23 protein-coding genes are annotated in these 22,568 nt (G+C 70.6%); 12 read left to right on the top strand and 11 right to left on the bottom strand.

Annotation, left to right across the window (positions count from 1 at the left end; translation table 11 throughout):
• Positions 1 to 18: 18 nt before the first annotated feature.
• A complete protein-coding gene (locus tag ASG71_RS13650) occupies positions 19 to 588 on the bottom strand; it encodes a GtrA family protein (RefSeq protein WP_056740213.1) in 570 nt (189 codons plus the stop codon).
• 231 nt (positions 589 to 819) lie between these two features.
• Between ASG71_RS13650 and ASG71_RS13645 the strand changes: the two genes are divergently transcribed.
• The 6 genes from ASG71_RS13645 to ASG71_RS13620 all read left to right on the top strand — a co-directional run bounded on the left by ASG71_RS13645 (position 820) and on the right by ASG71_RS13620 (position 7,635).
• Positions 820 to 1,965, top strand: coding sequence for a 5-(carboxyamino)imidazole ribonucleotide synthase (locus ASG71_RS13645; RefSeq protein WP_056740760.1), 1,146 nt, complete (start codon positions 820 to 822; stop codon positions 1,963 to 1,965).
• Between the two features lie 71 nt (positions 1,966 to 2,036).
• On the top strand, positions 2,037 to 2,561 hold the full coding sequence (purE, locus tag ASG71_RS13640) for a 5-(carboxyamino)imidazole ribonucleotide mutase (protein ID WP_056740758.1): 525 nt from the start codon (positions 2,037 to 2,039) through the stop codon (positions 2,559 to 2,561).
• A gap of 10 nt (positions 2,562 to 2,571) precedes the next feature.
• The gene (locus tag ASG71_RS13635; protein WP_056740210.1) at positions 2,572 to 4,203 is read left to right on the top strand and encodes an LCP family protein; all 1,632 of its coding nucleotides are present in this window, start codon (positions 2,572 to 2,574) and stop codon (positions 4,201 to 4,203) included.
• 62 nt (positions 4,204 to 4,265) lie between these two features.
• Positions 4,266 to 5,516: a mannose-6-phosphate isomerase, class I gene (gene manA / locus ASG71_RS13630; protein WP_056740208.1), complete on the top strand. Its 1,251-nt coding sequence runs from the start codon at positions 4,266 to 4,268 to the stop codon at positions 5,514 to 5,516.
• Positions 5,517 to 5,519: 3 nt separating this feature from the next.
• Positions 5,520 to 6,479, top strand: coding sequence for a lipid II:glycine glycyltransferase FemX (locus ASG71_RS13625; RefSeq protein ID WP_056740206.1), 960 nt, complete (start codon positions 5,520 to 5,522; stop codon positions 6,477 to 6,479).
• A gap of 157 nt (positions 6,480 to 6,636) precedes the next feature.
• Positions 6,637 to 7,635, top strand: coding sequence for an endonuclease domain-containing protein (locus tag ASG71_RS13620; protein WP_200948000.1), 999 nt, complete (start codon positions 6,637 to 6,639; stop codon positions 7,633 to 7,635).
• A 3-nt stretch (positions 7,636 to 7,638) separates the two neighbouring features.
• Here the strand turns inward: ASG71_RS13620 and glpX are convergent, their stop codons facing one another.
• On the bottom strand, positions 7,639 to 8,661 hold the full coding sequence (gene glpX / locus ASG71_RS13615) for a class II fructose-bisphosphatase (protein WP_200948010.1): 1,023 nt from the start codon (positions 8,659 to 8,661) through the stop codon (positions 7,639 to 7,641).
• A gap of 194 nt (positions 8,662 to 8,855) precedes the next feature.
• Here glpX and ASG71_RS13610 point away from each other — a divergent pair, with 194 nt between their 5' ends.
• The 3 genes from ASG71_RS13610 (at position 8,856) to ASG71_RS13600 (ending at position 11,686) form a co-directional block, all read left to right on the top strand.
• A complete protein-coding gene (locus tag ASG71_RS13610) occupies positions 8,856 to 9,563 on the top strand; it encodes a DUF4245 domain-containing protein (protein WP_056740203.1) in 708 nt (235 codons plus the stop codon).
• A gap of 10 nt (positions 9,564 to 9,573) precedes the next feature.
• Positions 9,574 to 10,188 carry a carbonic anhydrase gene (locus ASG71_RS13605; RefSeq protein ID WP_056740200.1) on the top strand — a complete coding sequence of 205 codons (615 nt, stop codon included), beginning with the start codon at positions 9,574 to 9,576 and terminating at the stop codon, positions 10,186 to 10,188.
• 61 nt (positions 10,189 to 10,249) lie between these two features.
• The gene (locus ASG71_RS13600; RefSeq protein WP_056740198.1) at positions 10,250 to 11,686 is read left to right on the top strand and encodes a class II fumarate hydratase; all 1,437 of its coding nucleotides are present in this window, start codon (positions 10,250 to 10,252) and stop codon (positions 11,684 to 11,686) included.
• Between the two features lie 159 nt (positions 11,687 to 11,845).
• Here the strand turns inward: ASG71_RS13600 and ASG71_RS13595 are convergent, their stop codons facing one another.
• From ASG71_RS13595 to ASG71_RS13585, 3 genes are all read right to left on the bottom strand, one after another.
• Positions 11,846 to 12,505, bottom strand: a complete 660-nt coding sequence (locus ASG71_RS13595; protein ID WP_056740196.1) for a vWA domain-containing protein — start codon at positions 12,503 to 12,505, stop codon at positions 11,846 to 11,848.
• 175 nt (positions 12,506 to 12,680) lie between these two features.
• Positions 12,681 to 13,151, bottom strand: coding sequence for an NUDIX hydrolase (locus ASG71_RS13590; RefSeq protein ID WP_056740194.1), 471 nt, complete (start codon positions 13,149 to 13,151; stop codon positions 12,681 to 12,683).
• A gap of 9 nt (positions 13,152 to 13,160) precedes the next feature.
• Entirely contained in the window at positions 13,161 to 13,709 is a 549-nt protein-coding gene (locus ASG71_RS13585) for a prepilin peptidase (RefSeq protein WP_056740191.1), read from the bottom strand.
• Between the two features lie 95 nt (positions 13,710 to 13,804).
• On the opposite strand from ASG71_RS13585, the gene ASG71_RS13580 reads away from it, so the two are divergent.
• Positions 13,805 to 14,455 carry a GNAT family N-acetyltransferase gene (locus tag ASG71_RS13580; RefSeq protein WP_056740189.1) on the top strand — a complete coding sequence of 217 codons (651 nt, stop codon included), beginning with the start codon at positions 13,805 to 13,807 and terminating at the stop codon, positions 14,453 to 14,455.
• Here the strand turns inward: ASG71_RS13580 and ASG71_RS13575 are convergent.
• Together ASG71_RS13575 and ASG71_RS13570 are read right to left on the bottom strand one after the other, a co-directional pair.
• Entirely contained in the window at positions 14,452 to 15,891 is a 1,440-nt protein-coding gene (locus ASG71_RS13575; RefSeq protein ID WP_056740187.1) for a PhoH family protein, read from the bottom strand. The two genes, ASG71_RS13580 and ASG71_RS13575, sit on opposite strands and share 4 nt — an antisense overlap.
• 235 nt (positions 15,892 to 16,126) lie before the next feature.
• A complete protein-coding gene (locus ASG71_RS13570) occupies positions 16,127 to 16,888 on the bottom strand; it encodes an isoprenyl transferase (RefSeq protein WP_056740756.1) in 762 nt (253 codons plus the stop codon).
• 252 nt (positions 16,889 to 17,140) lie between these two features.
• Here ASG71_RS13570 and trhA point away from each other — a divergent pair, with 252 nt between their 5' ends.
• The gene (gene trhA / locus ASG71_RS13565) at positions 17,141 to 17,782 is read left to right on the top strand and encodes a PAQR family membrane homeostasis protein TrhA (RefSeq protein WP_056740754.1); all 642 of its coding nucleotides are present in this window, start codon (positions 17,141 to 17,143) and stop codon (positions 17,780 to 17,782) included.
• A gap of 3 nt (positions 17,783 to 17,785) precedes the next feature.
• On the opposite strand, the gene ASG71_RS13560 is transcribed toward trhA, so the two are convergent.
• The 4 genes from ASG71_RS13560 to mca form a co-directional block, all read right to left on the bottom strand.
• Positions 17,786 to 18,475, bottom strand: a complete 690-nt coding sequence (locus tag ASG71_RS13560; RefSeq protein WP_056740185.1) for an HAD family hydrolase — start codon at positions 18,473 to 18,475, stop codon at positions 17,786 to 17,788.
• Positions 18,472 to 20,652 carry a thioredoxin domain-containing protein gene (locus ASG71_RS13555; protein ID WP_056740183.1) on the bottom strand — a complete coding sequence of 727 codons (2,181 nt, stop codon included), beginning with the start codon at positions 20,650 to 20,652 and terminating at the stop codon, positions 18,472 to 18,474. Before ASG71_RS13555 ends, ASG71_RS13560 begins: the two co-directional genes overlap by 4 nt.
• On the bottom strand, positions 20,627 to 20,899 hold the full coding sequence (locus ASG71_RS13550) for a hypothetical protein (RefSeq protein WP_056740181.1): 273 nt from the start codon (positions 20,897 to 20,899) through the stop codon (positions 20,627 to 20,629). The genes ASG71_RS13555 and ASG71_RS13550 overlap by 26 nt, the downstream gene beginning before the upstream one ends.
• Before the next feature lie 78 nt (positions 20,900 to 20,977).
• Positions 20,978 to 21,883, bottom strand: coding sequence for a mycothiol conjugate amidase Mca (gene mca / locus ASG71_RS13545; RefSeq protein WP_056740180.1), 906 nt, complete (start codon positions 21,881 to 21,883; stop codon positions 20,978 to 20,980).
• Positions 21,884 to 22,027: 144 nt separating this feature from the next.
• Between mca and ASG71_RS13540 the strand changes: the two genes are divergently transcribed.
• Positions 22,028 to 22,486, top strand: a complete 459-nt coding sequence (locus ASG71_RS13540) for a DUF4307 domain-containing protein (RefSeq protein ID WP_056740178.1) — start codon at positions 22,028 to 22,030, stop codon at positions 22,484 to 22,486.
• Positions 22,487 to 22,568 lie beyond the last annotated feature (82 nt).

Raw genomic sequence — 22,568 nt, 5'->3', positions numbered from 1 at the left:
GACGCGTGCCGCGGCGGGTCAGCTGGGGTCTGTGGAACCGGGGGTGTCCGCGTCCCGGCCGCGCTGGCCCGGAACACCGAGCGGCTCCTGGCCGTGCGGGTGGCGTTCGATGATCTCGTGGTCGTGGGAGAACTCCGGCTCGTCGTCGAGTTCCTTATTGAAGACCAGGAACCGGTAGGCGAAGAAGCGCACGACGGTGGCCACCAGGATGCCCACGACGCCGGCCAGGAAGAGCATGTTCTTGTCCGTGATGCCCATGCCGTACTTGGCGAGGGCGGTCAGGCCGGTGGAGATGCCGATGCCGATGCCGTTGATCAGGACGAACATGGCGAACTCGCGCAACACGTTCTCCTGGCGGCGGTGCCGGAAGGTCCAGAAGCGGTTGGCGATCCAGGAGAAGATCGTCGCGACCGTGGCCCCGACAAAGCGGGCCTTGGCCTCGCTGTCGGACATGGGCCCGTGCATCAGGTAATACGTCAGCCCGTTGTCTATGACGAAGGCGACACCGCCGACGGCGCCGAACTTGGCCACTTCGCGCCAAAAGAGCGAAACGAGTCCGCGCGCACGATCTGCTAGTGAGTTAGTCATGACCCTCCGAGGCCCATAGAATCCGGCGGCCAGGCGGCCGACGGCCCATTTTAGCGCCGTTCCCTGTGCCGGCGCCCGCCAGCGGGCTTCCCGGGACCCGGAATGCCCCGGTTTTTGCCGGCCGTGTCGGCGGCCGGGCGCGCGCGGGCCGGTTCCGCCGAGGTGTTCGGTAGGCTGGGAGATGTGACTTTTCCTGTAATCGGCGTGGTTGGCGGCGGCCAACTCGCCCGCATGATGGCCCCTGCCGCGACCGCCCTCGGCTTCGAACTGCGCGTCCTCGCCGAGGGCCCGGACGTTTCGGCGGTCGCCGCCGTCGCGAACGCCCCGGTCGGCGACTACACCGACCTCGACCACCTGCTGGAGTTCTCCCGGGGCCTCGACGTGCTGACCTTCGACCACGAGCATGTGCCCACCGGGCATCTGCGGGCGCTGATCGACGCCGGCGTCAACGTCCACCCGGGCCCCGACGCGCTCGTCAACGCCCAGGACAAGCTGGTGATGCGCGCCGCCGTCGACCGGCTGGAGCTGCCGAACCCGCGCTGGGCCGCCGTGCACAGCCTTGCGGACCTGGTCGCGTTCGGGGACGACACCGGCTGGCCGGTCGTGCTGAAGACCCCCCGCGGCGGCTACGACGGCAAGGGCGTGCGGATCGTCGGCTCCGCCGACGAGGCGGCCGCCGCCGCGGACTGGTTCGAGGCCATGTCCCCCCTGCTGGCCGAGGCCAAGGTGGACTTCAGCCGGGAGCTCTCCGCCATGGTGGCCCGCACCCCGGACGGTGAAACCCGTGCCTGGCCGGTGGTGCACACCATCCAGGTCGACGGCGTCTGCGACGAAGTCATTGCCCCCGCCCTGGACATTCCGGTGGAGGTGGCCGCCGCGGCCGAGGACGCCGCCATCCGGATCGCCAACGAGCTCGGCGTGACCGGGGTCATGGCGGTGGAGATGTTCGAAACCCCCGGCACCGGCGCCGGCTTCCTGATCAACGAACTCGCCATGCGGCCGCACAACACCGGCCACTGGACCCAGGACGGGTCAGTCACCAGCCAGTTCGAGCAGCACCTGCGCGCCATCCTGAACCTGCCGCTAGGCGCCACCGACCTGCTGGGACCGGTCGTGGTCATGAAGAACTTCCTGGGCGGCGCGAACCAGAACCTGTATTCCGCCTACCCCGCCGCCCTCGCCGCCGAACCCGCGGCCAAGGTCCACTGCTACGGCAAGGCCGTCCGGCCGGGCCGCAAGATCGGCCACGTCAACCTGGTCGGCAGCTCCACCGCCGACGTCGACGCCGTCCGCCAGCGGGCAGGCGCCGTCGCCAACATCATCCGGGACGGGCGGCCGCAGGCCGGTACCGCCGGAACCTCCGAGGAGAACGCGTGAACCGCACCGAAGCCCCCGACGCCGCAGCGGCGGCCCCCTCCGGCCGCGAGGCCCCGATCGTCGGGCTGGTCATGGGATCGGACTCCGACTGGCCCGTCATGGAAGCCGCCGCCGAGGCACTTTCCGAGTTCGGCATCCCCTTCGAGGCCGACGTCGTCTCCGCCCACCGGATGCCCGCCGAGATGATCCGCTACGGGCAGACCGCGCACGAACGCGGGTTGCGCGTGATCATCGCCGGCGCCGGCGGCGCCGCGCACCTGCCCGGCATGCTCGCCTCCGTCACTCCCCTGCCGGTGATCGGCGTGCCCGTGCCGCTGAAGACCCTGGACGGGATGGATTCCCTGCTCTCGATCGTCCAGATGCCCGCCGGCGTGCCGGTCGCCACGGTCTCGATCGGCGGCGCCCGCAACGCCGGCCTGCTGGCGGTCCGGATGCTGGCCTCGGGCACGGACGCGCTCGCCCGGCAGCTGCAGTCCGACCTGTTGGATTTCGCCCGGGAGCTCAACGAGACCGCCACCCGCAAGGGGGCCAGCCTGCGCAGCAAGGTGGCCGACGTCTTCTCCGAGGACAACAGCGCGCCGCGGAGCGGCCGGTAGGGAAGCCCTCATGAGCAAAAGTCTTGCCACTGCCCGGGACACGCCGCGGCAAGGTTCCCTGACGGACCCGGTCCGCCACCCCGCCGGCGCCGGACCGGGCACCCTCGCCCGCCGCGCGTTCCTGCTGATCGCCCTGACCCTGCTGGTCCCCGGCAGCGCCCAGGTCGTTGCAGGCAACCGGCGGCTGGGCCGCTTCGCGCTCCGCATCACCCTCACCGCCTGGCTGCTCGGGGCTGCAGCCCTGGTCCTGCTCCTGGTCTCCCGCCCGACGCTGATCAACCTGGTCGCCAACCCCGTCACCGCTTTGCTGCTCGTGATCGTGCTGGCGGTGCTCGCGCTCGGCTGGGCGGCGCTGTTCCTGAACACCCTGCGGCTGATCCGCCCGGTGCTGCTGGCCCCCCGGGTGCGCGCCGCCGTCGTCGCCGCCCTGGTCCTGGCCATGCTGCTCAGCAGCGGCAGCCTGGGCTACGCGGCCTACCTGCTGAACGTCGGCCGGGCAGCGATCGGCACCATTTTCTCCAACGGCCCGGCCATGGAGCCCTCCGAAGGCCGGTACAACTTCCTGATGATGGGCGGCGACGCCGGCTCGGACCGCACCGGACGCCGTCCGGACAGCCTCTCGGTGATCAGCGTCGACGCCAAGACCGGCAAGTCCGCCATCATCTCCATCCCCCGCAACCTCCAGAACGCCCAGTTCAGCGAGGGATCCCCGATGCGGAAGATCTACCCGGACGGCTACGACTGCGGCAACGAATGCCTCATCAACGCCATCAACACCGAGGTCACGAACAAGTACCAGGACCTCTACCCCGGCGTCGAGGACCCCGGGGCGCAGGCGACGCTGGAGGCGGTCTCCGGCACCCTCGGCATCAAGGTCCAGGCCTACGTGCTGGTGGACATGGACGGCTTCGCGAAGCTCATCGACGCGATGGGCGGCATCCGGATCAAGGCCGGCGGCTGGGTCCCGATCAGCGGCGAAACGGTGGATGAGGCCAACGGCATCCACGGCATGCCGCTGGGCTGGATTCCGGCCGGCGAGAACAAGCTCGACGGCTACCACGCGCTCTGGTACGGCCGCTCGCGGGAATTCGTCGACGACTACGCCCGGATCGCCCGCCAGCAGTGCGTCCAGCAGGCCATGCTCAAGCAGCTGGACCCGGCGACGCTGCTCTCGAAGTTCGAAGACATCGTCAAGGCCGGCACCAAGGTGGTGGACTCCAACGTCTCCTCCAGCCAGCTCGGCAGCTTCGTGGACCTTGCGATGAAGTCCAAGTCCCAGCCGGTCAGCCGGCTCACGATCGGGCCGCCGGATTTCGACGCGTCCTTCTCGACCGTGCCGGACTTCGCGAAGATCCACCAGGCCGTGGACAAGCTGCTGGCCCCCGCCCCCACGGCGGGTGCCGCCGGCGACCCGCTCCGCGGGACGGCCGCTGCGCCTGGGCCGCTGTCCGCGGCAGGTGCGCCCGGCGCGCTGCCCGCAACGCAGCCCGCGCCGTCGCCGTCGGCGGACTTCACACCCGTGACCACCACGCCCGAGGGCGAACCGATCACGGAAAAGATGCTCAACGACTTCAAGCGCAACGGTGACGAACAGTCCATCCGCAACCTCGTGGCCACCAACGGCCAGTGCGCCCCGCTGTAGCGCCGGAACCCCGTCCCGCCGGCCGGCCCACCGCCGTTTTCCCCTGAGCAGATAGGTATTCCGTGTACGAACTTGAGAACGTCCTCCGGCCTTACGCCTGGGGCTCGTCCACCGCGATCGCCGGGCTGCTCGGCCGTCCGGCGTCCGGCGGCCCGGAGGCGGAGCTGTGGATCGGCGCCCACCCGGACTCCCCCTCGCTCGCCCACGACGACGGCGGACAGCTGGCGCTGGACGAGCTGATCGCCGGGGACCCGGCCCACCACCTCGGCGGCGACAGCGTGGCCGAATTCGGTCCGCGGCTGCCCTTCCTGCTCAAGGTCCTGGCCGCCGAGCACCCGCTCTCGCTGCAGGTCCACCCGACGCTGGAGCAGGCCCGGGCCGGCTTCGCCCGGGAGGAGGCTGCCGGCGTCGACCGGGCCGCCGCGGAGCGGAACTACAAGGACGACAACCACAAGCCCGAAATGATCTTCGCCCTGACGCCCTTCGAGGCGCTCTGCGGTTTCCGGCCGGCGGCAGAATCCCTCGCCGTGGTCGGGCATCTGGTGGGGGTCCTGGAGCTGGCCGGACTCGAGGTCCCGGAGTTGCTCCGGCAGCTGGCGGCGGACCTCGCCACGCCCGGGGAGCCCGCGGCCCTGCGCGCCGCCTTCGAGCGGCTGATCGCCGGCGGCCCCGAGGTGGCCGCCGCCACGGACGCCGTCGTCGCGGCGCTGGCCTCCGGGGAACCGGGCTCCGGAGAGCCGGCGGCGGCCCTGGCCACCGTCGTCGAGCTGGGCCGGGAGTACCCCGGGGACCCCGGCGTGCTGATTTCGCTGCTACTGAACCGGATCTCGCTGGCGCCCGGCGAGGCCGTGTACCTGCCGGCCGGTAACGTGCACGCCTACCTGCACGGCCTGGGTATCGAGGTGATGGCCTCCTCGGACAACGTGCTCCGCGGCGGCCTGACCCCGAAATTCGTCGACGTGCCGGAACTGCTGAAGACGATCGCGTTCGAGGCCGTCGGCGTGCCGTCGCTCGAAGCCGAGACCACCCTGCTGGGCCAGGAGCTCTACCGGCCGCCGTTCAAGGAATTCCAGCTCCAGCGCGTGGAACTGCTGCCCGGCGGCGATCCCGTGCCGCTGGCCCAGTCCGGCGCCGCCGTCATCATCGTCGTCTCCGGCGCGGTGCTGCTGGACTCTCCCAAGGGCGACCTGCAGCTGCAGCGCGGGGCCTCTGCCTTCCTGCCGGCGGCCGAGGCCCCCGTCAACGTCCACCCCGTCGCCGACGCGGCCGGGCCCGCCGTGGCGTTTGCCGTCACCACCGGATTGAAAGGCTGAACCGTGGATCATTTCCTGCAGGGCCCGCACTGGGCCGACGTCCAGCGCGCCCTCGGCCGCACCGTGCACGAGCAGGCCGGCGAGGGCTGGCGCTACCTGGCCGTTGAGGAGAGCAACCCGGCCGGCAAGCTGCTGTACGTCCCGTACGGCCCGCTCGCCGAGTCGGTTGCCGCCTTCGACGCCGCACTGGCGTCCCTGACGTCGTTGGCCCGGTCCTGCGGGGCGGTGTTTATCCGGCTGGAGCCGGTCAGCGCCGGATTTACCGCCGCCGAGGCCGGCACCGTACTCGGCAGCCGCGGCCTGCGGCCCGCGCCGGCGAACCTGCAGCCGGAACTGAGCTGGATCGTGGACCTGGACCGGGACTTCAAGGATGTGCTGGCGGACATGAAGCCGGTCAACCGGAACCTGTACCGCAACATCCACAAGAAGGGCGTGAGCTTCCGGTCCAGCCAGGACCCCGCCGAGATCCCGGTGCTGCTGGAGTTCCTGCACCAGACCGCGGCACGCAACGGCTTCAAGCCCCAGAGCGACGAGTACCTGGCCCAGGTGGCGAAGTCGCTGATGCCGGCCGGCGCGGCGACCCTGTTTATCGCCGAACTGGAGGGCACGCCGATCGCCGCGGCCCTGGCATACGACTCCGCGGACACCCGCACCTACGCCCACGCCGCCCTCGACGACACGCACCGCAAGCTCAGCGCCGGCATCCCGCTGCTGGTGACCCTGATGGCCGACGCCAAAGAAAAGGGCCTGGCGCACGTCGACCTCTGGGGCGTGGCCCCGGCGGACCAGCCGGACCACAAATGGGCCGGCTTCACGGCGTTCAAGAAATCCTTCGGCGGCCGCGAGGTGGCCTACCCGGGCACGTGGGACCTTCCGGTCAAGAAGCTCCGCTACGGCGCCTACCAGTCCGCCCGCAAGGCCGTCCAACTGCTGAAAGCCCTGCGCTCCAAGCTCCGCAAATAGCGCGAACGTACACTTCGCGCCCTCCACAGAGCGCGAACGTACACTTCGCGCCCTCGCGTGGAGTGGATTTAGGGCGCCAAGTGTACGTTCGCGCGGCTGAACGGGCCGGACCTGTGGATAACCGCTTTGGTGACCCCGCGCCGGAGCAGACTGAAGCATGTCCAGACGTCCGCTGCCGCCGGAGCTGCTCACAGGATCCTTCACCGCCCAGGCTGCTGATCTGGCCGGCGTATCCCGCAAACGGCTTCGACGGCCCGATATCTACGTGCCCTCCCGCGGGATCAGGGTCCCCGCGACGCTGGCGGCCGGGGACGGCGGCCCGGCCGCCAGCCTGCACGCCTATTCAGACCTCGACGAAGCTTCGGTCATCACCCACCACTCCGGCGGAGCCTTCTGGAATGTGGGCCTGCCGGGGTGGCTCCAGGAGGACTGGCGGGTTCACGTGGCCCGGCGTCGTGACGGCAGCAAGCCCCGGCGGCGGAACGTCGTCGGCCACCGGCTCACGTTCCTTCCGGGCGAAGTGGTCGATGTGGGAGGGCTGCGGGTGACTTCCCCGGCACGGACCTGGCTGGACCTCGCCGCCCTGCTGTCCATGGACGAGCTCGTGGCCGCCGGTGACTCGATCGTGGTCGCGCACGGACCGGAATTCCCGGTTCCCCGCAAACCCCTGGCCACCCTGGGTGACCTTCAGCGGATCGTGGCCGCGCATCCGGGCATGCGCGGGGTTCGCACCGCCCGGGCCGCGCTGCCGGACATCCGGGTTGGCGCGGACTCGCCGCAGGAAACAAAAATGCGGCTGATCCTCTGCCGCGCCGGGTTGGGCGAGCCGGAGCTCAACCGCATCCTCCGCGACACCTGGGGCCGCGCCCTCGTCTGGCCCGACGCCGCCTACCCGGACCGGCGCGTCGCGCTGCAATACGACGGCGCACATCATGCCGACCCGAGCCAGCAGACGGCGGATGAACGGCGTCGGGCGGTCACCGAAGCGCTGGGGTGGAAGGAAATCCGGGTCTTCAAGGAGGACCTCGACGGCGACAGGCCTTTTGTCGTCGAGAAAGTTCGGGCTGCCTCAGGCCGTCCCGGGCCCCGCGAACGGACACTTGAGGCCCCGAACCATGCGGATTCGGGGCCTCAAGTGTACGTTCGCGCGGTGTGAGGGCTAGCTCGGGCGGGCGTAGCCTTCCCACTTGCTGGCCTGGTGCTCGCCGTCGACGAAGCGGATGGTGCCGGACTTCGAGCGCATCACGATCGACTGGGTCAGGACCTTGTCCTTGGAGTAGCGCACACCCCTGAGCAGGTCGCCGTCGGTGATGCCGGTGGCGGCGAAGTAGCAGTTGTCGCTGGAGACCAGGTCGTTGGTGGAGAGCACCCGGTCCAAGTCGTGGCCGGCGTCGATCGCCTTCTGCTTTTCCTCATCGCTCGTGGGCCAGAGGCGGCCCTGGATGACGCCGCCCAGGGACTTGATCGCGCAGGCCGCGACGATGCCTTCCGGGGTCCCGCCGATGCCCATCAGGGCGTCGACGCCGGTCCCTGCACGGGCCGCCGCGATGGCGCCGGCGACGTCGCCGTCCATGATGAACTTGGTGCGGGCACCGGCCTCCCGGATTTCCTCGACCAGCGGGCGGTGCCGGTCGCGGTCCAGGATCATCACGTTGAGCTGGTTGACCTTGACGCCCTTGGCCTTGGCGATCAGGTGCAGGTTCTGCTTGACCGGCAGGCGCAGGTCCACCATGTCGGCGGCTTCCGGGCCGGTGACGAGCTTTTCCATGTAGAACACCGCGGAGGGGTCGAACATGGAGCCGCGCTCGGCGACGGCCAGCACGGCGAGGGCGTTGTTGATGCCGAGGGCGGTCAGCCGCGTCCCGTCGATCGGGTCGACGGCGACGTCGACCTCGGGTCCGGTGCCGTCACCCACCCGCTCGCCGTTGAACAGCATGGGCGCTTCGTCCTTCTCGCCTTCACCGATGACCACGACGCCGTTGAAGTGGACGGTCTGGAGGAAGGAGCGCATGGCGTCGACAGCGGCGCCGTCGGCCTTGTTCTTGTCGCCGAAACCGACCCAGTGGCCGCCGGCGATGGCCGCGGCCTCGGTGACGCGGACCAGTTCCAGGGCAAGGTTGCGGTCGGGCTCATCAATGCCGACGGCGAGCGACGGGGAAAGCGTGGAGTACTTCTGGGTCATGGACGCTGGTGACACGTGAACCTCTTCTTCGAGTGGCGATCATTGAACCCGCGGCCCCCGGTCTGCGGCGGCCGCGGTGATTCGTCTGTTTCCGATCATAGTCGCGGCGGCCTCCATCGGTCATGGCATGACCGTTCCGTGACCCGGACTGTCCCCCGCCGGCGGTCCCCGGCCGAATGTGAGATCGGCCCGGAATGGGCGACTATAGAAGGGTGAACGAATTGCAGGACACCCCGCCCGGAACCCCTGGACCGCCGCCCGGCAGCGCGGGTCCCGCGGCACAGCAGCCAGCCGACCAGCCGCCCGTCAAGCCCGTCATCCGCGCCGCCGCGGCGAAGCGGGCCAACGCCTCGGTGATCGGCATGATCATCGCCCTGATGGTCAGCATCGCGGCGTTCCTGCCGGTGCTCCTCATGAACCCGACGCCGGACACCGGCGGCTACCGGCCCGACGTCAACGTCACCGCCGTCGCCCGGAACGCAGCTGGTGTGGCGGGATTCACACCGGCCGCCCCGGACACGGGCGACACATTCCGGCCCAATTACGCCCGCTGGGAGTCCGGTTCCAGCAGCGGGGTGGCCACCTGGGAGGTCGGCTACCTGACACCCAAGGACTCCTTCATCGGCCTGGTGCAGACCCGGCAGGCGAACCCCACGTGGCTGCTGCAGCAGACCGGCAACGCGCCGGTAACCGGCACGCGGGCCGCGGGCGGACGCGAGTGGGAGCTCCGGGATACCGGAAAGGGCGAGAAGTCCATGGTGCTGGACTACCGCGGAACCACGGTGGTCCTGACCGGCCCCGCCTCCCTGGAGGAGTTCTCCGTCCTGGCCGCGGCCGTGGTGGCGTCGCTGGAACGTAATCCGGCGGCAACAAGTTCCCCGAAGGCCACGACGGCGCCGTAAAGTAAGCAGGGTGACTACTACGCTGACTCCCGCCCTGGCCTGGCGCCGACTGCGCGAAGGCAACGAACGCTTCGTCGCCGGTGAATCCTCCCACCCCAACCAGGACGCCTCGCGGCGGTCCTCGCTGGTGGAGACCCAGAACCCCTTTGCCGTCATCTTCGGCTGCGCCGATTCCCGCCTCGCCGCCGAGATCATCTTCGACCTCGGCCTCGGGGACGCCTTCGTCGTCCGCACCGCCGGGCAGGTGATCGACGACGCGGTGCTCGGCTCGCTCGAGTACAGCATCGGCGTCCTCGGCGTGCCGCTGATCGTCGTCCTGGGCCACGACAGCTGCGGCGCGGTCATCGCCACCAAGGAGGCGGTGGAGACCGGCCAGATGCCCGCAGGCTTCATCCGCAGCCTGGTCGAGCGCATCACCCCCGCCGTGCTGACGTCGCTGCGCAACGAGCAGCCGGACGTCAACGACATGGTCGTCGAGAACGTCAAGCAGACCTCGCAGCGCCTCGTGGACAGCTCCCGGGTGATCTCCGACGCCGTCGCAAGTGGCCAGACCGCAGTGATCGGGCTCGCCTACCGGCTGGCGGAGGGCCGCGCGGACCTGGTGTCGGGCATCGGCGAGCTCTAGCCCGGCCGGGACCCCGGTTCACGGTTTTCGGTGGAACGCCCCGGGCCAATAAGCTAGCCCCATGACTTCCACAGCAGACTTGAACTCTGAAGAATTCCGGATTGAACACGACACGATGGGCGAAGTCCGCGTCCCCGTGAACGCCCTCTACCGCGCCCAGACGCAGCGCGCGGTCGAGAACTTCCCGATCTCCGGCAAGACCCTCGAGCGCGCCCACATCGAAGCCCTCGCCCGCGTGAAGAAGGCCGCGGCGCAGGCCAACGCGGAGCTGGGGGTGCTCGACGGCGAGCTGGCCCAGGCGATCGCCGACGCCGCCGACGAAGTGGCCGCCGGCAAGTACGACGGCGACTTCCCGATCGACGTGTTCCAGACCGGTTCCGGTACCTCCTCGAACATGAACACCAACGAGGTCCTCGCCGAACTCGCCTCCCGGGCGCTGAAGGCCGCCGGCAGCGACAAGGTCGTCCACCCCAACGACCACGTCAACGCCTCGCAGTCCTCCAACGACGTGTTCCCGACCTCCGTGCACGTTGCGGCCACGTCGGCCCTGATCAACGACCTGATCCCCGCGCTGGGCTACCTCGCCGAGTCGCTGGAGCGCAAGGCCGCCGAGTTCAAGGACGTCGTGAAGTCCGGCCGCACCCACCTGATGGACGCCACCCCGGTCACGCTCGGCCAGGAGTTCGGCGGCTACGCGGCGCAGGTCCGGTACGGGATCGAACGCATCAACGCCTCCCTCCCCCGCGTCGCCGAGGTCCCGCTCGGCGGCACCGCCGTCGGCACCGGCATCAACACCCCCGCCGGCTTCCCGGAGCGTGTGATCGAACTGCTCGCCGCGGACACCGGCCTGCCGCTGACCGAGGCCCGCGACCACTTCGAGGCCCAGGCCAACCGCGACGGCCTGATCGAGGCTTCCAGCCAGCTGCGCAACATCGCAATCTCCTTCATGAAGATCAACAACGACCTGCGCTGGATGGGGTCCGGCCCCAACACCGGTCTCGGCGAACTCGCCATCCCGGACCTCCAGCCCGGCTCCTCGATCATGCCCGGCAAGGTCAACCCGGTCATCTGCGAGGCCTCCATCATGGTCTGCGCCCAGGTCATCGGCAACGACACCGCCATCGCCTGGTCCGGCACGAACGGCGCCTTCGAACTCAACGTCGGCATCCCGGTCATGGCGGCCAACCTGCTGGAGTCGGTGCGGCTGCTGGCCAACACCAGCCGCGTCATGGCCGACAAGATGATTGACGGGATCACCGCCAACGTCGAGCGCGCCCGCTTCCTCGCCGAGGCCTCCCCCTCGATCGTCACGCCGCTGAACAAGTTCATCGGCTACGAGAACGCCGCCAAGATCGCCAAGAAGGCCGTCGCGGAGGGCCTGACCATTCGTGAGACCGTCGTGGCCATGGGCTTCCTCGAGCGCGGCGAACTGACCGAAGAGCAGCTGGACACCGCGCTGGACGTCATGTCCATGACGCGTCCGCCGCACAAGGCCTAGTTACAACCCGGTGCCCTCCCAGCGGAGGGCACCGTCAGCGGCGTCCGACGGCGGCCGGCACCTTCCAGCGGAAGGCGCCGGCCGCCGTCGTTGGTCGCGGCAGTGGCAGCGGGCCGGCGGCTGTTCCGGCGCCCGCTCCCCGGCACTGGCCGCAGTGGGCTACTGCGCCCCGCCGGCGGCCCGGCGCTCCTCCGGGGTGTAGGCCGAGTACGCTGCCGCCTCGTCCAGGCTGGCTCCGGCGAGCCGGGCCTCGCGCAGCCGGCGGGTCTTCGCGGACTGGCCGGAGAAGGCGGCGTCCACGTTGCCGGCAGCGTAGGTCAGCGCGTCCTCGGCCCGGATGCCGAGGCCGCCTGCGGTCAGGACGGCGTCCTGGTTCGCGCCCAGATAGGTGAACTGCCAGCCCCACTGGCTCTGCTGGCGCTCCACGAGGGCCTTGACCGCGGCACCGCTGGCCTCCCGGGAGGCGTTTTCGTGCCCGTCGGTGAGCACCGCCACCAACACCGTGCCGGGCCGCTCCTCCTCCGGCAGCGCCGCCAGTTCCGCGCCGGCCTCGCCGATCAGCCGGACCATCGCGTCGTGCAGGGCCGTGCTGCCGCGGGGCTGCAACCGCAGCGGCGGGACCTCGGCGATGTCCACCGCAGCGTAGACCCGCTCATAGACATCGTCGAACTGGGCCAGCGACAGCCGGCAGCGGCCGGCAACCGCCTGCTGCTCCCGGACGAAAGCGGCGAAACCGCCGACGGTGTCGTCGGCGATGGAGCTCATGGAGCCGGAGCGGTCCAGGAGGACATACACGTGCGTCAGCGCTGAATCTGTCATGCTTCCCCGTTTCCGGTCCGGATGGCTCCGGACCACTGTCAGCCAGCGCTCAGGCTGGATGACCGCAGGCTAACGCGGAGCACCGACACTAATCCCCGCGCCCCGGTGCCACCGGGTGTTCCGGTCCCCGCGGGGCTTTCCGGGCGCCGCGTCCCGGTCCCGCCGGGAGGGGCTGTCAGCTCCGGAAGTGCGCAGCGCCGTCGGGGTTCCGGGCCTGCTCGATCGATTCGAGGTGGCCCGGCATCAGCGCCGGAAACTCCCCGGGCCGGAACCAGCCCACGGCGAGCGATTCGTCGTCGTTGACCCGGGCCTCCCCGGAGACGTAGCGGCAGCGGAACACCAGGGTGAGGAAGTGGCAGACGTCCCCGTTGGGGTAGACGGTGGGTCCCACAGCGTCCACCGAGACCAGCCTCTCGGCGACGGCCACCACACCGGTTTCCTCCAACACCTCCCGCAGCAGGCCGGGCGCCGGCTCCTCACCCGGTTCGAGGATTCCGGTGATCAGCCCCCACTGGCCGTTGTCGGCCCGCTGGCCCAGCAGGACCCGGCCGGCGTCATCGAACACCACGGCGCGGGCGCCGGGGATCCACAGGCTCTCGTGGCCGATTTTCTCGCGCAGTTTCAGGATGAAGTCCGGGGTGGCCATCCCGCCAGCCTAACCCGCGGGCAGCAGCAGCATCGCAGCGGTAGTGCCGGCGAGCATGAACGGTCCGAACGGGATGTCGGACTTGAGCGTTCCGCGCCGCGAGACCAGCAGGGCAAGGCTCCAGAGTCCGCCGAACAGGAAAGCGGCGAACGTGCCGGCAAAGACGTGCCCCCAGCCGAGGAACCCGAGGTACATGCCCAGCACCCCGGCGAGCTTGACGTCACCGAATCCCATCCCCGGCGGGTAGGCGGCGCGCAGCAGGAAGTAGAACAGCCACAGGGCCGCGCCGCCGGCCACGATGCGGAGCCCCGGGATCCCGAACAGCGCGGCGCTGCCCTCGCCGCCGGCCGGAGCCAGCGCCCTGAGCCCGGCGGCGCCGAGCAGCAGCACTCCGGCGACGGCGTAGGACGGGAAGATGATCCGGTTGGGCAACAGGTGGTGCCTGATGTCGATGATGCTCAGCCGAGCGGCCATGACCGCGAAGTAGGCGCACGCCAGCAGCACCAGCCAGAAGGCCGGCGGGGCGGCTCCCCCGAGTTCGCCGAGACGATCGATCACCCTCGGATGCTACTGGATTCCGACCCGAGTGCGCCGCTTCCGGCGCCGTGGGACGTGACTGGCGCCCGCACGCCCGGCGCCGTTAGGCTTCCGGGATGACCGCGCCCGGATCGTACTGGCCCCCATTCGCCCTGAGCCTGGAGACGCCCCGGCTGACGCTGCGGCCGATCCGGGATGAGGACATCCCGGCGGCGGTGCAGGCGGCCCTGGACGGCGTGCACGAACCCGGCCGGAACCCGTTCAGCCAGCCCTGGGCCGAGGCCCCGGCCGAGGAGCTCGGCCCGAACATGGCGCAGTGGTACTGGCGCTGCCGGGGCACCATGTCGCCGGAGGACTGGACCCTGCTGCTCGGCATCTGGCACGGCGGCGAGTTCGTCGGCTGCCAGGACATCGCGGCGAAGGACTTCGCCACCCTGAAGACCGTCAGCACCGGCTCCTGGCTCACCCGGCGCGTGCAGGGCCGCGGGCTGGGCAAGGAGATGCGCGCCGCCGTCGCCCTGTACGCGTTCGACTGGCTCGGCGCCGAGGTGGCCGAGTCCGAGGCGGCGGCCTGGAACCGGCAGTCCCTGGGCGTCTCCCGGTCCCTCGGCTACGACCTGAACGGCGTCACCCGGGCCAACTGGGGCGGCACGGTGCAGGACTCCCAAAGAGTCCGGCTCACCCCTGCCGGTTTCAACCGCCCCGACTGGACCCTCAAAGTCCAGGGCCACGAACCCACCGCGAAGTACCTGGGCATCCGGGCTTAGATCTCCGCCCCCTCGAGCATCTCCGTCACGAGCGCCGCGATCGGCGAGCGCTCGGAGCGGGTGAGGGTGATGTGGCCGAAGAGCGGGTGGCCCTTGAGGGTTTCGACGACGGCGGCAACGCCGTCGTGCCGCCCGACCCGGAGGTTGTCCCGCTGGGCGACGTCGTGGGTGAGGACGATCTTGGAGTTCTGGCCGATCCGGCTCATCACCGTGAGCAGGACGTTCTTCTCCAGCGACTGCGCCTCGTCCACGATCACGAACGCGTCGTGCAGGGACCGGCCGCGGATGTGGGTCAGCGGCAGCACCTCAAGCATGCCCCGGTCCATGACTTCCTCCACGACCTCCTGGCTGACCAGCGCGCCGAGGGTGTCGAAGACGGCCTGGGCCCAGGGGTTCATCTTCTCCGACTCGGAACCGGGCAGGTAGCCGAGCTCCTGGCCGCCGACGGCGTAAAGCGGGCGGAAGACCACCACCTTGCGGTGCTCCCGGCGCTCCAGGACGGCTTCGAGCCCGGCGCACAGCGCCAGCGCGGATTTGCCGGTCCCGGCCCGGCCGCCCAAGGACACGATCCCGACGGACGGGTCCATCAGCAGGTCGATCGCGAGCCGCTGCTCCGCCGACCGGCCGTGCAGGCCAAAGACATCGCGGTCGCCCTTGACCAGGCGGACCTGCTTGTCGGCGCCTACCCTGCCCAGGGCGGAACCCCGGCCGGAGAGCAGCACCAGCCCGGTGTTGGCCGGCAGTTCCGCGGCGGCGGGAATGAAGACCGCCTCGTGGCCGTACAGCGCGGCCACGTCCTCCTCGCCGGCGTCGAGCTCGGCGAGGCCGGTCCAGCCGGAATCCTTGACCAGCTCGTTGCGGTATTCGTCGGCCAGCAGCCCCATGGCGGAGGCCTTGACCCGCATCGGAAGGTCCTTGGAGACCACGGTGACATCCCGGCCCTCGTTGGCTAGGTTCTTGGCCACGGCGAGGATCCGGCTGTCGTTGTCGCCGCCGCGGAACCCCGCCGGCAGCACCTCGGCGGAGATGTGGTTCATTTCCACCATCAGGGTGCCGCCGTGGTGGCCGAGCGGGATGGGCCGGTCCAGGCCGCCGTGCTCCACGCGGAGGTCGTCGAGCAGCCGCAGCGCCTTGCGGGCGAAGTAGCCCAGTTCCGGGTCGTGCCGTTTGGCCTCGAGTTCGGTAATGACCACGATCGGCAGGATGACCTCGTGCTCGGCGAAGCGCAGCAGTGCGCGCGGGTCCGAGAGCAGCACGGAGGTGTCGATGACGTAGCTTCGGGCGGTTTCCTCCGCTGTTCCTGCCCCGGAAACAGCAGGACCGGCCGCGGCGTCCAACGGCGCCGTGCCGGTCTGTGAGGTGTCCCGCGTGGCGCGAGAGGTAGCGTGGGTGCCCTGGTCGGAAGGGACACCGGGCAGTGCTGCAGAAATAGCCACATCGACTCCAGCCCCGGGCCGCCGGCCCGGAAATGTTAGTGGTGAGGCGGCTCGGCCCGGAGGCCGGACGCGGCCTCCCATACATCCGGTGCGAAGTTCCGCTCCATGTACTGGCCTCCCCGATCAGCCGGCGGTTTGCCCGCTGATGGGATTAACGTACGTCCGCGCCGGGCCCATTGCCGGGTAATCTGTCGGCGATTCTTCCGGCCATCAGGTGAAGCCCGGGTAAACAGCCTCAGGAACCGAAGCGGCGCTGCCGGCCGGCGTAGTCGCGCAGCGCCCGGAGGAAGTCGACCTTGCGGAACGCCGGCCACAGCGCCTCGCAGAAATAAAACTCGCTGTACGCGCTCTGCCACATCAAAAACCCGGACAACCGCTGCTCGCCGGAGGTGCGGATCACCAGGTCGGGGTCGGGCTGGCCGCGGGTGTACAGGAAGCGGGAGATGTCATCGACGCTGAGCTCATCGGCCAGCTTGCCGATGTCCGCGCCGCGGGCGACGGCGTCGTGCAGCAGTTCGCGGACGGCGTCGACGATTTCCCGGCGGCCGCCGTAGCCGACGGCGACATTGACGTGGATCTTCTCGTGTACCGGCGTGCGTGCGGTGAGTTTGTTGAGCCGCTCGGCGAGGTAGTCGGGCAGGAGCTCCGGGGCGCCCATGGCGTGCACTGAGATGTCTTCGTCCTCGTCAAGCCGGTCCAGGGTATTGGCGATGATCCCCATCAGCAGATCGAGCTCTTCGCCGGATCGGTTCATGTTGTCCGTGGACAGCATGTACAGGGTGACCACCTTGATCCCCAGCTCCTGGCACCAGCCGAGGAACTCGTGGATCTTGTCCGCGCCGGCCTGGTGGCCCTGGCTCGTGGGGGCATTGAACTGCCGCGCCCAGCGCCGGTTGCCGTCGACCATGACGCCGATGTGCTTGGGCACCCGCTCCGGGTCGAGGGACCGCTGGAGGCTGCGCTCGTAGAAGCCATACAGGAATCCGGGCAGTTCCATCCGGACATTCACCTGGCTTCCTTGGGCTCTGACGGCAGTGCATTCCTAGGCTACCCGCCGGACGGCCCGGGTGGTGCACGCCACCGTCGGAGCGCCGCCCGCACGGCTTGTTACTCCTCGGTAACTTACCGCTCCGTAGGTTATTATGGCCGGATGGAAGGAACCAGTCCGGAGCCCGGGCCCGAGCGGTCCGCGCAGCGCAACACGTCACCGTCCGGCGGCACCAGCCCCGTGGACGATGCGGCGGTCAAAATCGCCGAACTGCTGATGATCAAGCCGAAATGGCGGGGCTGGATCCACACCGTCACGGCGCCGCTGGCCTTCGCCGCGGGCCTGGTGCTGGTGCTGCTGGCCCCGACGGCCGAGCTGAAGACCGCGTCGGCGGTCTACGCCGTGACCGGGGTGCTGCTCTTCGGTGTCAGCGCCGTCTACCACCGCGGCAACTGGTCCCCCGGCGTGAAGATGGTGCTCAAGCGGCTGGACCACACCAACATCATGCTGGTGATCGCCGGCAGCTACACGCCGCTGGCCTGGGCGCTGCTGGAGCGGCCGAAGGCGGTCCTGCTGCTGTGGGTGATCTGGTCCGGCGCGGTGCTCGGCGTGCTCTTCCGCCTGATGTGGACGCACGCCCCGCGCTGGCTGTACGTGCCGATCTACATCGCCCTGGGCTGCGGGGCCTTGTTCTACCTGCCGGACTTCTTCGCCGCCAGCGTGCCCGCCGCGGTGCTGATCTGCGTCGGCGGCGCGCTCTACATCGCCGGCGCCGTCTTCTATGCGCTCAAAAAGCCGAATTTCAGCTACGAGCACTTCGGCTTCCACGAGCTCTTCCACGCCTTCACGGTCTTCGCCTTTGCGGCGCACTACACCGCCATCGCCATCGCCGTCCTGGGCTGACCGTCAGCCCGGCCGGCCCGCGGCGATCAGCTCCGGGAGTCGGCGCATGTCGTGGAAGACCGTGGTCCCCGGTCCCGCCAGCCGTTCCGCCGGAGTCACCCCGCCCGCATAGGCGAAGACATGCATCCCCGCTGCCCGCGCCGCCTGCACCCCGTAGGCGCTGTCCTCGACGACGGCGCAGGCCTTCGGCGCCGTGCCCAGCGTCCCGGCCGCGTGCAGGAACAGGTCGGGGGCCGGCTTGCCGTTGGCAACCTCCGTGGCGCTGAAGATGCGGCCGGCGAAGCGCTGCAGCAACCCGGTCCGGCCCAGCGTCCGCTGCATCTTCGCGTGGCTGCCGCTGGAGGCCACGCAGTGCGGAAGCAGGATCCGGTCCAGGGCGTCCTCCACGCCGTCGACCGCCGTGAGGTCCCGTTCGAAGGCCTCGTCGTACCAGCGCTGGTAGTCCCGGTCCCAGCCCTCGGCAAGTTCGATGCCCAGATGGTCTTCGATGCCGGCGATGAAGTTGGCTTCGCTCTTGCCCACGAAGCCCCGCACGATGTCCTCGATCTCCAGCTCCCAGCCAAGGTCGGCCAGCACCCGCTGGTCCACCTGGACGGAGATCACCTCCGAGTCCACCAGGACACCGTCGCAGTCAAAAACCACCAATTCGAAGGGTTCCCGGGCCGGCGGCGAAGGAGGGGACGTCGGAGTCATTCAGCCATGCTAGCCAGTTGCTCGCCGAGCGCCGCGACGGAACCCACCGGAAGGGCGCACACCATGTTGCGGCAGAGGTAGACCCGGGGCGTCCCGTCGGGCGCGGCCGTCCGGCCGCGCAGCAGGGGCACGTCCACGCCGGGGGCTGCCTCCTCTGCAGCCAGCGCAATCACCAGTCCCGGGCTGGGCGAGTGCAGCAGGGCGCGGTGCAGGGCAGCGCGCTGCGGTGTGTCCGCACCGACGACGGCGGCTTCCAGCGGCCCGGCGAGGGCCGCCTGTGCCGTCGCCAGCAGCCAGCCGGCCGCCCGGGGCGCGCGGGCCGCCAGCGGCGGAAGCAGGGACAGGATGGTGCCGGCGAGGGCGCGGTCGTCGGCGGAGCCGGACAGCGCGGCGTGGGACAGCAGGGCGCCGGCGAAGGCGGCTGCTCCGCTGGGGGTGGCGTCATCGAACGGCTCCGCCCCGGCGCCGCCGCCCTGGGCGTTGGCCAGCTGCACCGACTCCCCCACCGTGTCACGCAGTGCACCGCCGGCGGCGAACCGCCCGCGGGCGGCGGCCAGGAGGTCCCCGGCGAAGGCGTACCAGCGGGTCCGGCCGGTGACCGCGTAGAGCGCGAGCAGGCCCTCGGCGCAGAACGCGTAGTCCTCCAGCAGGCCCTCGATGCCGCGGCCGGCGCCATGGTGGGAGACGCGGACCAGCCGGCCGGCACCGGGCGCGCCGCCGGGGGTCCAGTGCACCCGCTCCAGGTAGGCGGCGATCCGCTCGGCGGCCGCCAGCAGCTCGGGCCGTTCCAGCAGGGCACCGGCCTCGGCGAGGGCTGCGACGGCCAGACCGTTCCAGCCCGCCACGACCTTGTCGTCCCGGGCCGGCTGCGGCCGCGCCGCGCGGGCGCGGCGGAGCGCCGGGCGCACCCGCTGCCACAGCGCTGCCTCGTCGGCGTCGAGCGCCCGGCCCGGGTGCAGCGGCGCCCCGGTCTCCGGGACGCTGCCGTGCCCGTGCACCCCCATCAGGGCCGCGGTGCGTTCGCCGTCCTCCGCGCCCAGCAGCTCCGCCAGCTCCGCGGGGGTCCACAGGTAGCTGCCGCCTTCGACGTGTTCCCCGTCCACCACGGTGTCGGCGTCGAGCGAGGACGCCAGCGCCTCGGGGCCGCGGGGGCCGGCGAGCCCCAGCGCGCCCAGCATCCAGTCAGCGGTGCTGCCGGCCGCGTCCGCCGCCTCCGCGGCCGGGAAGCCCGCCGTCCCGCCCAGCCGGACCCAGTGGAGGTAGCAGCGCAGCAGCTGGGCGTTGTCGTAGAGCATCTTCTCGAAGTGCGGAACGGACCAGTCCCGGGTCACCGAATAGCGGGCGAAGCCGCCCTCCACCCGGTCGTAGAGGGCCGAGCGGGCCATCGCGGCGAGCGTGCGGCCGGCGAGGTCGCGGGCCGTGGCCGCCGTGTCCGAGGGTACCGCCGCGTGCCGGAGCAGGAATTCCAGGACGGAGGACGGCGGGAACTTCGGGGCGGCGCCGAACCCGCCGTCGGCGTCTTCGGCGCGGGCGAGGGCACGCACCGCGTCGGCCAGCAGGTCCGGGCGGAGCTCGGGGGCGGGGGCGTCCAGCCGGACGGCGGAGGCAGCCTGGGCGGCGGCGAGGCCGCGGGCCAGGGTGGCGGCGTTCTGTTCGACGGCGGCGCGGCGTTCCCGCCAGGCCTCCTGGACCGCTTCCAGCACCTGGCGGAACGAGGGCCTGCCGGGCATTGGGCGGGGCGGATAGTAGGTCCCGGCGTGGAAGGCCCGGCCGTCGGGCAGCAGGAAGACGGACATCGGCCAGCCGCCCTCACCGCTAATGGCCTGGGTGGCGGCCATGTAGACCGCGTCGACGTCGGGGCGTTCCTCCCGGTCCACCTTGACGGGCACGAAGTGGGCGTTCAGGTAGTCGGCGGTGTCCTGGTCCTCGAAGGACTCCCCCGCCATGACGTGGCACCAGTGGCAGGCCGCGTACCCGATCGAGAGGAAGACCGGGACGTCACGGGCCGCCGCGAAGGCGAAGGCCTCATCCCCGAACGGCCGCCAGTGGACCGGGTTGCCGGCGTGCTGGCGCAAATAGGCGGACGGCTCCGCTCCCAGGGCGTTGGACGCCCCGGGGGTGCCGCCGCCGGCTCCGGCGGGGCGGCCGCGGTCAGCGGCTGCCGGGTCCTGCGTCACCGTCGGTCTCCGGCCGGCCGGAGGCGGCCTCGGCGGCGCGCTCCTCTTCGACCTGCGCCCGGTAGCGGACCCGGCGGATCCGGCGGACCATGTCCACGATCAACAGCGCCGTGAGCACCACGATAAAGGCGGTGAGCAGGAAGCCCAGCAGGCCCGGTGTGACCTGGTCCTGGGTGAGCCCGGGACGCAGCGACGGCGACGGCGCGGGCGCCGGGGCGGTCGCCAGGGCGATGAGCAAGGAGTGCACGGCAGGAACCTTCTGTGGGGATTGTCGTCTGCGGGACCCGGCCGCCATTTCTACGTGGCATAGAAGTCCCTGCGTGGTCTATCTTAGCCCGGCGAAAAAGTCCGTTTCGGGCAGGTCCGCCGGGACCTTGGACTGGATCAGGGAGTAGTCCTCCCACGGCCAGGTCTGGCGCTGCATCGCGGGCGAGACCGCAAAGAAGAATCCCTCGGGATCGATCTGCGTCCGGTGGGCGCGCAGGGCGTCGTCGCGGGCCTCAAAGAAGTCGCCGCACTCGATCTGCGTGGTGGTCGGATGCGTCGGGGCGGGCGGGGTGTGCCCCTCGGCGTCGGCCTCCAGCCAGGCCGCGATCCGCTCGGCGTACGGCGACTGCAGACCGGCTTCCTCCAGCGCATAGTGCAGCGCCCGGAACCGTTCGGGGCTGAAGGCGCGGTCGTAGTAGAGCTTGCTGGGCTGCCAGGGCTCGCCGGTGCCCGGGTACCGTTCCGGGTCGCCGGCGGCGTCGAACGCCTCCACGGCGACCCGGTGGGCCATGATGTGGTCCGGGTGCGGGTAGCCGCCGTTCTCGTCGTAGCTGAGGATGACCTGCGGCTTGAACCGGCGGACCAGCCGCACCAGCGGGGCGGCCGCGCGTTCCAGCGGCAGGGTGGCGAAGGAGCCGGCGGGCAGCGGCGGCAGCGGGTCGCCCTCGGGCAGCCCGGAATCGACGAAGCCCAGCCAGTGCTGGCGGATGCCCAGGACCTTGGCCGCGTTCGCCATCTCCAGCCGCCGGGCGCCGGCCATGTCGCGCTTGGGATGCGGCGCGCTTTCCATCGCCGGGTTCTGGATGTCGCCGCGGGACCCGTCGGTGCAGGTCGCCACAAGGACGTCGACGCCGGCGGCGGCGTACCTGGCCATCGTCGCGGCGCCCTTGCTCGATTCGTCGTCGGGGTGCGCGTGGACGGCGAGCAGCCGAAGCGGGGCTGACGGGCTGGGGGACGCTGTCATGGCGGGACGGCTCCTCTTTCTTGTGCGGAAATTCTGCTGCGGGGCGGTACGGGCGCTTGGGCGCCGGACGCCGGGACCACGCCCGGAGTAACGCGCAGCGGCGGCGCGGAAATTCCCCCGCCCGATCCACACTAAACTGGACGGGTGACTTCCGAGGAGCAGCCCGCGGCGACCGTGCCGGCACCTAACAGCGTAGCCAATCGCTACGGTGCCCAAAAGCGCGCCCTCGGCGGGAAGGCCAAGCGCATCATCCTGGTCCTCGCGCTCGCCTTCGGAATCGGCGTGGCGGCCTGGATTTCGACGTCGGCGGCCACCGAGTCCGTCAGCTTCAAGGACATCGGCTACAGCACCACCGACGCCACCCTGACCGAGCTGGACTTCCAGGTCACCAAGAACCCCGGCACCGCCGCCAAGTGCGCGGTCAAGGCCCTTGACGCCAAGTTCGCCGTAGTCGGCTGGAAGGTCGTTGACATCGGACCCAACGCGGCCGACGCCGGCAGCGACGGGGGCCGGACCACCGTGCACCGGGCGACCGTCCGCACCGAGTCGCAGGCCGTCTCCGCCGTCGTCGACAGCTGCTGGATCCCGGACGCCGCGAAGTAACGGCGAAGTAACACTGTGTGACCTGCGACGCAGGGGTTCTTGGGTTTATCCACAGCATTGACTACAATGGATCAATACCTCT

The organism is Arthrobacter sp. Soil763 (assembly GCF_001428365.1).
Taxonomy (GTDB): domain Bacteria; phylum Actinomycetota; class Actinomycetes; order Actinomycetales; family Micrococcaceae; genus Arthrobacter.
The sequence above is the reverse complement of the archived record's forward strand: the minus strand, read 5'-3'. Positions and strand labels throughout refer to the sequence as shown.